This is a genomic window from Actinoplanes sp. NPDC051633 (genome assembly GCF_040681735.1).
Lineage (GTDB): Bacteria > Actinomycetota > Actinomycetes > Mycobacteriales > Micromonosporaceae > Actinoplanes.
Genome location: NZ_JBFAZH010000245.1, coordinates 1 through 8,165 on the forward strand (window position 1 = coordinate 1; position 8,165 = coordinate 8,165).

Annotated in this window: 9 protein-coding genes and 1 pseudogene; 4 read left to right on the plus strand and 6 right to left on the minus strand. The window is 70.9% G+C overall.

Annotated elements, in window-relative coordinates:
• Positions 1-86 (plus strand): annotated as a pseudogene (pstB, locus tag AB0M20_RS16115) (phosphate ABC transporter ATP-binding protein); the annotation flags it as partial.
• On the opposite strand, the gene AB0M20_RS16120 reads toward pstB, so the two are convergent.
• A complete protein-coding gene (locus tag AB0M20_RS16120) occupies positions 67-810 on the minus strand; it encodes an NUDIX hydrolase (RefSeq protein ID WP_364298736.1) in 744 nt (247 codons plus the stop codon). The pseudogene pstB and the gene AB0M20_RS16120 sit on opposite strands and share 20 nt — an antisense overlap.
• A 71-nt stretch (positions 811-881) precedes the next feature.
• Here AB0M20_RS16120 and AB0M20_RS16125 point away from each other — a divergent pair, with 71 nt between their 5' ends.
• A complete protein-coding gene (locus AB0M20_RS16125) occupies positions 882-1,847 on the plus strand; it encodes a Gfo/Idh/MocA family oxidoreductase (RefSeq protein ID WP_364298722.1) in 966 nt (321 codons plus the stop codon).
• Here the strand turns inward: AB0M20_RS16125 and AB0M20_RS16130 are convergent.
• Positions 1,844-2,809, minus strand: a complete 966-nt coding sequence (locus tag AB0M20_RS16130) for an aldo/keto reductase (protein WP_364298724.1) — start codon at positions 2,807-2,809, stop codon at positions 1,844-1,846. The two genes, AB0M20_RS16125 and AB0M20_RS16130, sit on opposite strands and share 4 nt — an antisense overlap.
• A 101-nt stretch (positions 2,810-2,910) precedes the next feature.
• On the opposite strand from AB0M20_RS16130, the gene AB0M20_RS16135 reads away from it, so the two are divergent.
• Positions 2,911-3,795 (plus strand): helix-turn-helix transcriptional regulator, encoded by an 885-nt coding sequence (locus AB0M20_RS16135; protein ID WP_364298726.1) that lies wholly within the window; start codon positions 2,911-2,913, stop codon positions 3,793-3,795.
• A gap of 124 nt (positions 3,796-3,919) precedes the next feature.
• Here the strand turns inward: AB0M20_RS16135 and AB0M20_RS16140 are convergent, their stop codons facing one another.
• The 4 genes from AB0M20_RS16140 to AB0M20_RS16155 are packed head-to-tail and all read right to left on the minus strand — an operon-like array spanning position 3,920 to position 7,129.
• On the minus strand, positions 3,920-4,927 hold the full coding sequence (locus tag AB0M20_RS16140; RefSeq protein WP_364298728.1) for an inorganic phosphate transporter: 1,008 nt from the start codon (positions 4,925-4,927) through the stop codon (positions 3,920-3,922).
• Between the two features lie 3 nt (positions 4,928-4,930).
• Positions 4,931-5,557 (minus strand): DUF47 family protein, encoded by a 627-nt coding sequence (locus AB0M20_RS16145; protein WP_364298730.1) that lies wholly within the window; start codon positions 5,555-5,557, stop codon positions 4,931-4,933.
• A gap of 29 nt (positions 5,558-5,586) precedes the next feature.
• Positions 5,587-6,567: a hypothetical protein gene (locus tag AB0M20_RS16150; RefSeq protein WP_364298732.1), complete on the minus strand. Its 981-nt coding sequence runs from the start codon at positions 6,565-6,567 to the stop codon at positions 5,587-5,589.
• A 55-nt stretch (positions 6,568-6,622) separates the two neighbouring features.
• Positions 6,623-7,129, minus strand: coding sequence for a DUF402 domain-containing protein (locus AB0M20_RS16155; protein ID WP_364298734.1), 507 nt, complete (start codon positions 7,127-7,129; stop codon positions 6,623-6,625).
• Positions 7,130-7,198: 69 nt separating this feature from the next.
• On the opposite strand from AB0M20_RS16155, the gene AB0M20_RS16160 reads away from it, so the two are divergent.
• A partial coding sequence (locus tag AB0M20_RS16160) for an ATP-dependent DNA helicase (RefSeq protein WP_364298738.1) occupies positions 7,199-8,165 on the plus strand: 967 nt, incomplete at its 3' end.

Here is an 8,165-nt window from a genome sequence, read left to right on the forward strand (position 1 = left end):
TCATCGAGTACGACGACACCCAGAAGATCTTCAGCAACCCGGCCGAGAAGAAGACCGAGGACTACATCACCGGCCGTTTCGGCTGATTCTCAACACGGCGCCGCCGTCGCCGGTCAACTCGATGCGGGGTTGCACCGGCACGGCGGCGTCCTGCTCTGCCTGAAAAACCGAATCAATATCCGGGTACGAGCGCAGCGAGTCCACTGTCACACGCGTGGGCGGGAGCATGGTCAGGCCGTTGGCGCCCTGCGGGCTGACCCATTGGGTCGCGTCTGCCTCCCCGCTGACGTCCCGCGCCGTCTGTCCCTGCGGCAGCCGCGCCACGAAGAACCAGGTGTCGAACCGGCGCGGCTCGAACTCCGGTGTGACCCACCGCGACCAGGGATGCAGCAGGTCGTCGCGCAGCCGCAGGTCGTGCTTGGCGAGCAGGGCGGTCATCGTCAGCTCCCGCCCGGCGACCGCGGCCCGGTCCTCCTCCCAGTCGCTGACGTCGCCGACGACCCGCTCCGGCGAGCCGGCCAGCAGCACGCCGGCCTCCTCGAAGAGTTCGCGGACGGCGGCGCCGACCACCGCGCGGGCCTCGGGGTCGGGCACACCGAGGCGTCGCGACCAGTCGTCGCGGATGGTCTCGGGCTGATCCGAGGGGTCCACGCCACCGCCCGGGAAGGCGTAGACACCGCCGAAGGTCATCGCGGTGAGCCTTCTCAGCACGTACACCTCAAGGCCTGGGTCTTCCCGGAGAAGGACCACCGTGGCGGCGGGACGGGTCGGCGCCGGTGGGCCGGTGAACTCTCGGGCCCTCTGAACCATCGCGGCGGGCAGCGGATAAGTCACCCGCCGATCCTCCCACCGCGCCTCCGCGTTTCGATACCGTGGCGATCATGACGACGCGTTGGGGAATTCTCGGCACCGGTGGCATCGCGAGCGCGTTCGCCACGGATCTGCGGCTCACCGAGGACGCCCAGCTGGCCGCCGTCGGCTCGAGGACGCCGGCGGCGGCGACGTCGTTCGCGGAGAGGCACGGGTTCGAGCGCGCGTACGGCTCATGGGTCGAGCTCGCCACCGACCCCGAGGTGGACGTGGTCTACGTGGCCACGCCGCACGCCTTCCACGAGCCCGCCGCGATGCAGTGCCTGAGGTCCGGCAAGGCGGTCCTCTGCGAGAAGCCGATGACCCTCGACCTGGCATCGTCGGCGCTGCTGGTGCAGGAGTCACGGGCGCGCCGCGTGTTCCTCATGGAGGCCATGTGGATGCGGTGCAATCCGGTGATCCGCGAGATCGCGGAGCTGGTCGGGTCGGGGGCGATCGGCCGGATCACCGCGGTGCACGCCGACTTCGGCCTGCAGGGCCCGTTCGAGGCGACCCACCGGCTCCGGGATCCCGAGTTGGGTGGTGGTGCGCTGCTGGACCTGGGCGTCTACCCGATCCACTTCGCCCACCTGCTGCTCGGCGCGCCCACCTCGGTGCAGGCCTGGGCGCATCTCACGCCGGAGCGGGTGGACGAGACCACCGGCATCCTCTTCGGCTACGACACGGGCTCGGTGGCCGCCCTGACCTGCTCGATCAACGGCGCGTCCCGCAACGCCGCGTCGATCACCGGTGAGACCGGCCGCATCGACCTGCCGGTCGGCTTCTTCGCGCCGCGGGAGTACACGATCACCAGGGGCGGGACCACCGAGACGGTGTCCCGCCCCTTCGAGGGTCAGGGCTACCGGTTCGAGGCCCTCGAGGTGCAGCGCTGCCTGGCCGAGGGCCTGCTCGAGAGCCCACTGGTGCCGGCCGGTGTGACGCTCGAAGTCATGACCTTGATGGACACGATCCGCGACGAGATCGGCGTCGTGTATTAGTTTCCGACGCCCAGAGCGGCCATGAAGGCGGCCGGGTAGCGGTCGCCACGCGCCGACCCCGCCGGCACCGCCTTCTCGATCTCGGCCAGATCATCCGGGGTCAGCTCCAGGTCCATCGCCGGCAGCGCCTCGGCCAGCCGCTCGCGGGTGCGGGCGCCGACCAGCGGCACGATGTCGTCGCCCTGCGCCGCCACCCAGGCGATGACCAGCTGGGCGACCGAGCAGCCCTTCGCCTCGGCGACACTGCGAAGCGCCTCCACCAGAGCCAGGTTGTGCTCCACGTTCCCGCTCGCGAATCGCGGGCTGAAGCCTCGGGCGTCGCCCTGACCGGCGCTGCCGGCCGACCAGTGCCCGGAGATGAGGCCGCGGCCCAGCACGCCGTACGCAGTCATCCCGATGCCCAGCTCACGCAACGTCGGCAGCACCTCGGCCTCCACCGCCCGGGAGATCAGCGAATACTCGATCTGCAGGTCGGCGATCGGGTGCACGGCGTGCGCGCGGCGGATCGTCTCGGCGTTCACCTCGGACAACCCGACCTGCCGCACGTACCCGGCGTCGATCATCTCCTTGATCGCGCCGACCGTGTCCTCGATCGGCACCGCCGGGTCCAGCCGCGCCGGGCGGTAGATGTCGATGTGGTCGACGCCGAGCCGGGTCAGCGAATAGGCGAGGAAGTTCTTCACCGCCGCCGGCCGGTTGTCGGTCCCGCTGAACTCGTTGCCGGGCCCGCGCAGCGCGCCGAACTTGACGCTCAACCGGTAGCTGTCGCGGTCGCGGCCGCGCAGCGCTTCGGCCAGCAGCAGCTCGTTGCGGCCCATGTCGTAGAAGTCGCCGGTGTCGATCAGCGTGACGCCGGCGTCCAGCGCGGCGTGCACGGTGGCGATGCTCTCCGCCCGGTCGGACGGGCCGTACGCGCCGCCCGACATGCCCATCGCTCCGAGGCCCAAGGTTCGTTTCGTCATGGCCCCACCGTGCGCCGCGATCTGCCGGGGCGGCAGCGGAGAGTTCATCGTGGGATCGCCGCTCCCTGTCTCGGGTCTCGATGCCGAGGCAGCATGGTGGCATGCAGCGTGCCGAACTCGCCGACTTCCTGCGCCGCCGCCGTGAGGCGATCCGGCCGGCCGAGGTGGGCATCGCCTCCGGGCCCCGCCGCCGCACCGTGGGTCTGCGGCGCGAGGAGGTCGCCATGCTCGCCGGCATGTCGGTCGACTACGTCGTACGCCTCGAGCAGGGCCGCAGCAGTCAGCCCTCGACCCAGCTGCTCGGCGCGATGGCCCGGGCCCTGCGCCTCTCCGACGACGAGCGCGCCCACCTCTTCCACCTGGCCGGTCATCAGCCGCCGCCCGCCGAGGGGGTGGCCCAGCAGGCCCGCGCCGGCCTGCTGCGGATGCTCGACCTGCTCGGCGACACGGCCGCGCTGGTGATCTCCGACCTCGGGGAGGTGCTCGCCCAGAACAGGGCGTCGGTCCTGTTGTCCGGCGACCACACCGGCCTCACGGGCGACCGGCGCTACCTGGTGTACCGCTGGTTCACCGAGCCGGACGCCCGCGAGCTCAACACACCCGAGGAGTACGAGCGGCTCGCCCGTCAGCACGTGGCCGATCTGCGCGCGACCGCCGGCCGCCGGTCCGGTGATCCGGTGGTGACCGGGCTGGTCGAGCGGCTGCGGGCGGCCAGCGACGAGTTCGGCCGGTTGTGGGCCGAGCACGAGGTCAAGGTGCGGCGCGCCGACCAGAAGACCTTCCGGCATGAGCGGGTGGGCCGGCTGCTGATGGACTGCGAAACGCTGGTGACCCCGGACCAGCGCCAGCTCCTGCTGGTCCTGACCCCGGCCGACGACGAGACCCGGGACCGCCTGGCCCTGCTCCGAGTCCTCGGCACGGAGGAGTTCCCGGCAGCCGACCCAAGCAAAAGTGGTAGCCCAAGAGCCCATCCGAGACCCGGATAGCCCTCTGAGCTACCACTGCGGGGTCCCGGCCGCGGGCGCAAGCGAAAGTGGTAGCTCAGCCACTTGTCCGCTCGCGGGACAGGTGGCTGGGCTACCACTTTGTTGTGCCGTCCGACTCCTGGCTCTAGCTGAAGAGCGGGCGGACCACCAGGTACAGCAGGCAGGCGAAGGCGCCGGCGGCCGGGAAGGTGATCACCCAGCCGGCGATGATGCTGCCGGCGACGTTCCAGCGGACCGCCGACAGACGCTTCGTCGCGCCGACGCCCATGATGGCCGACGTGATCGTGTGCGTCGTCGAGATCGGCGCGCCCAGGACCAGGGCGTTGAAGTAGAGCACGCTGCTGGCCACCGTCTCCGCGGCGAACCCCTCCGGCGGGCGCAAGTCGATGATCTTGCGGCCGAGCGTGCGGATGATGCGCCAGCCGCCGGCGTAGGTGCCGGCCGCCAGCACCGTCGCGGAGGCCCAGATCGTCCACTCGGGAATGCTCTTGGGATCGTCCGCGAAGCCGCCGGTGTAGAGCGCCAGCACCACGACGCCGATCGTCTTCGCCGCGTCCTGCATGCCGTGGCCGATCGACATGGCCGCCGCGCTCACCGTCTGGGCGTGCCGGAACCCGCGGTTGAGCCGGGCCGGGTGCCCGCGACGGAAGATCCACAGCACTGCGATCATGAAGACGAAGCCCAGGGTGAAGCCGACCAGTGGCGAGAGCACCATCGGCACCAGCACCTTGGACACGATGTTGGCCCACTGCACCGTCCCGCCGGCGGCGAAGAGCGTCGCGCCGACCAGGCCGCCGAAGAGGGCGTGCGAGCTGCTGCTGGGCAGGCCGAACCACCAGGTGATCAGGTTCCAGCAGATGGCGCCGAGCACGCCCGCGAAGACGACGCCCAGGCTGGCCACGCCGGTCGGCAGCGAGACCAGCCCGCTGCCCACCGTCTCGGCGACCTTGGTGCCGATGTGCGCGCCGATGAAGTTGCCCACGGCGGCCATCGCCAGCGCCGCTCGCGGTGTCAACGCGCGGGTGCTCACGCTGGTCGCGATGGCGTTCGCCGCGTCGTGGAAGCCGTTGGTGTAGTCGAACGCCAGCGCGACGACGATCACCGCGAGGACGGCGATCAACTCCGGGGACAAGGCTCAGGACTCCTTGACCGTGATGGTCTCGATGGTGTTCGCGACGTGCTCGAAGGCGTCACAGGCGGCCTCCAGCTCGTCGGCGACCTCTTTCATCTTGAGCACGGTCAGCGCGTCGTACTCGCCGGAGAAGAGCCGGACCAGCAGCATCCGGTACGCGCGGTCGCCGTCGTTCTCCAGCCGGTTGATCTCGATCCAGTACTCCTCGAGATTCTTCATCGTCTTGAGCCGGGGCATCGCGTCCGCGGTGATCTTGGCCTGCTGGTCGAGCACGTTGACCAGCTCGTGCATCTCGCGCGGCAGCGACGGCAGCTCGGTGAGCCCGTAGAGGTAGATCAGGTTGCCGACCGCCTCGAGGTGGTCCATCACGTCGTCGAGCTGCGAGCCGAGAGAGTAGATGTCCTCCCGGTCGAACGGAGTGATGAACGTCGAGTTGATCTTCTTGTAGAGATCGTGGGTGATCTGGTCGCTGTCGTGCTCGACGTCGGTCAGCCGTTCACTGACGGACTGCACCTCGGTCCCCGGCAGGGCCAGCTCGTTGAGCAGCTCGGTGCCGCGCACCAGGTTCTGGGCCGCACGGGTGAACAGCTCGTAGAACGCGCCCTCGGTGGGGCGGAAGGAGAACTTCACGACGCGTACCTCGATCGACGAATCTGGTGTCAGGCGTTGTTCACCTTACGCAGAGCCGACGCATCGTCCGTCACCACCGGCCGTGGCGCGGGCGCCGATTTGCGAGCCGGCCTCGTGACGAAGGCCGGGACCGCGTCCGGCGGTCGCACCGGGTGACGACGCAGGTGTCGAGCCAGGCCACGATGGTCACTGTCCGCAATCACGTCGACGCCCGCGAGGCCGAGCTCGGTCCAGACGGCGCGGCGTGCGCTGCGTGGGCCCGCGGTCAGACCCGAGATGCGCACGGTACGCCCGTCCTCGTGGGCCGCGCGGACCATCGCGTGCAGCAGATGCCGCTCCACCGCCGGGATGGGATCGAGTCCGTCCCAGCCGAACCGCCGGGTCCACGGTTCGCTGATCATCGGCACCAGCGCTGGCGGCGCCGAGCGTGAGCCGATGTCGTCGAAGGTGCCGTCGGCGAAGGCGTACCGGTCGCGCTGCGCGGCGAGCAACTCACGCACGTCCACGATCCCGGCCACCGCGACGGTCACCGCACCGGGCTCCAGCCGGCCGTTGTGACACCGGCTGAGCAGCGGCGCGTGGTCGCGCAACTGCTGATCGAGCATCCGGTACGAGCGCAGCAGGCTCTCCGCGTCGCGGTTGGGCCCGACGAACTCGACCACCAGCCGGAACGGGACCTCCTGGTCGTGCCGGAGCCGGCCGCCGCGCGACTTGGCCCGGGCCAGCAGCGGACCCAGGACGAGCCGGCGCAGGGTACGGCCGGGTTGCGGCGCGCCGGGGCCGAGGAAGAGCTCGCCGTGCGGGCCCGGCCGGACCGGCACGGTGAGCCCGGCCAGTCCGCGCTGCAGCACGCCGGGCAGCGGGTCGGCGGAGTCCGGACCGGCCAGCGCATGCCCGGCGGCCAGATAGGGGGCCGGCCTGCGCAGCACCGCACAGCCCGCCGCCAGCGCCCCCGCGGCACCCGCCAGCCCCGCGATGCCACCCACCAGCGTGGTCACATCGTTTGCCACGACCTTCTCCGCAAATCGGACAATTTGTGTGACCACTGTGACACATGTTGCGTGCTCAGTCGACGACCAGCGAGAGCCACTTGCGATATTCGGTCGCGAACGGCTCGCTGCCGTCGCCGAGCGCGGCGAACAGCTTCTCCGCGGCCGCGTGCGCCTCGGCGACCAGTTCGTCCGGATAGCCGAACCGGACCCGGTGATCGGCGAACTCGTCCTCGTCGCGCAGCTCGACTGTTTGCGTCTCGCGCCGCCGCACGACGTCGAGATCCAGGTCGATGATGTGCACCGTGTCACCCTCCCAGCGCGCCGGGGTGGTGATGTCGCAATAGACCTCACTGGTGCGCGGCGGCGGGTTGAACATGCCGGTCCACCACGCCGCGTGCGGGATCAGCAGCACAAACGGGATCTGCTCGACCGACGGTCGTCCGTGGTAGACGGACTCGGTCCCGCGCGGCACACCGACCCAGATGCCCAGGTCGTCCTCGCTGAGGCGGCGGGCCGGGTAATCGCGGTGTGCCGAACCGTCGTACTTCGTATAGACGACGCGGACCGTCTCGTTCGGCATGACTGGCACCCTAACGGTGAGACGTTTTTGTCGGTGGCTGCGGGTACGGTCTCCGACGTGACCGCCGCCATCCGCCCCAGCCCCAAGAGCAGCTCCAAAACCGGCGCCAAGAGCGGGTCCAAGACCGGCTCCGCCAAGGCCGGCGCCAAGGCCAGCTCCGCCGACCTGCTCGCCGCGGCGGTCGGCGCGGTGCCCGGTGGAGCGGCCCGTCCGGGCCAGCAGGCGATGGCGTCGGCGATCGAGCGGGCGGTGCGCGAGCGCGAGCATCTGCTGGTGCAGGCGGGGACGGGCACGGGCAAGTCACTGGCCTACCTGACGCCCGCCCTGCTGGTGGACGGCCCGGTGGTGGTCTCCACGGCCACGCTGGCGTTGCAGAACCAGCTGGTCGAGCACGACCTGCCGCGGCTCGCCGACGCGGTCGAGCCACTGCTCGGGCGGCGGCCGACCTTCGCGGTGCTCAAGGGCCGCCACCACTACCTGTGCCTGGCCAAGATGGAGCACGCCGACGAGGAGGAGCCGGCCGAGACGCTGTTCGACGCACGACTCGCCAAGCCGACACCGTGGCTCGCCGAGGCGGGCCGGCTGGGCAAGCAGATCCTGCGGCTGCAGGCCTGGTCGGAGAAGACGAAGACCGGCGACCGTGACGAGCTCGATCCGGGCGTCGACGACACGGCCTGGCGGCAGGTGTCGATGCCGGCGCGCGACTGCGTGGGTGCGGCCAAGTGTCCGTACGGCGCGGAGTGCTTCGCCGAGGCCTCCCGTGCCCGGGCCCGCGAGGCCGACATCGTGGTGACCAACCACAGCCTGCTCGCGGTCGACATGCTGGCCGGGCGGCACATCGTCCCGCCGCACCGGCTGCTGGTGGTCGACGAGGCGCACGAGCTGGCCGACCGGGTGTCCTCCGCGGCGCAGGCCGAGATCGCGCCCGACGCGGTGGAGCGGGCGGCGCGGCGGGCGCGGCCGCTGATCACGCCGCAGGCGGCAGAGGCGCTCTCCGAGGCGGCCGACGCCCTGACCGTCGGGCTGGGCGAGGCCC

Excerpts from the sequence above, each read along its gene's own strand:
- AB0M20_RS16120 (WP_364298736.1), bottom strand. The coding sequence starts at position 810 with ATGGTTCAGAGGGCCCGAGAGTTCACCGGCCCACCGGCGCCGACCCGT.
- AB0M20_RS16125 (WP_364298722.1), top strand. The coding sequence starts at position 882 with ATGACGACGCGTTGGGGAATTCTCGGCACCGGTGGCATCGCGAGCGCG.
- AB0M20_RS16130 (WP_364298724.1), bottom strand. The coding sequence starts at position 2,809 with ATGACGAAACGAACCTTGGGCCTCGGAGCGATGGGCATGTCGGGCGGC.
- AB0M20_RS16135 (WP_364298726.1), top strand. The coding sequence starts at position 2,911 with ATGCAGCGTGCCGAACTCGCCGACTTCCTGCGCCGCCGCCGTGAGGCG.
- AB0M20_RS16155 (WP_364298734.1), bottom strand. The coding sequence starts at position 7,129 with ATGCCGAACGAGACGGTCCGCGTCGTCTATACGAAGTACGACGGTTCG.